Genomic DNA, 513 nt, shown 5'->3' on the forward strand with positions numbered 1-513 from the left:
ATAATCGCCTTGCGATGTGATCGTCAGGCTGATGCCGTGCTCTTTTGCTTCACGGCTAATGCGGTCCAATTCATTTTGCTGTTTGTTTGCCAACTGGTTTTTCAAACGATCAGCACGGCTAAAGTACATTTCGTTATCAAAAGCTAATGGCAGCGCGTTAAGCAATTTCCCCATTAAGGCTTCAATATCAACACGCAGTTTGTTACCGATTCCACAAGGGAGCTTTAACACTTTAGGCGTGCGTGTATCTTCAAAATTCGCGACGTAACACCAGTCAAATAACGCATCGGCGTCATGCTGGTGACGATTCAAATAGCGCAGAATCATCGTGCGCTTACCTAGCCCGTTCTGACCGATGGCGTAAATGTTGTACCCTTTTTCCTTAATTGACATCGCAAACTCGACCGCTTTTTGCGCACGCTCTTGTCCCACGATTTCGTCAATAGGAGGCAGTTCCTTGGTCGACTTACATGGCATATTCTCTAGATCTGCTACAGAATATAGCTGTTGAGG

Annotated in this window: 1 protein-coding gene; it reads right to left on the reverse strand. The window is 45.8% G+C overall.

Annotated elements, in window-relative coordinates; genetic code table 11:
- Positions 1-513 (reverse strand): Lon-like protease helical domain-containing protein (locus R7Q46_RS30445; RefSeq protein WP_318078749.1); only part of this gene is annotated, 513 nt, incomplete at both ends.

The sequence above is a fragment of the Vibrio sp. 811 genome, assembly GCF_033339195.1.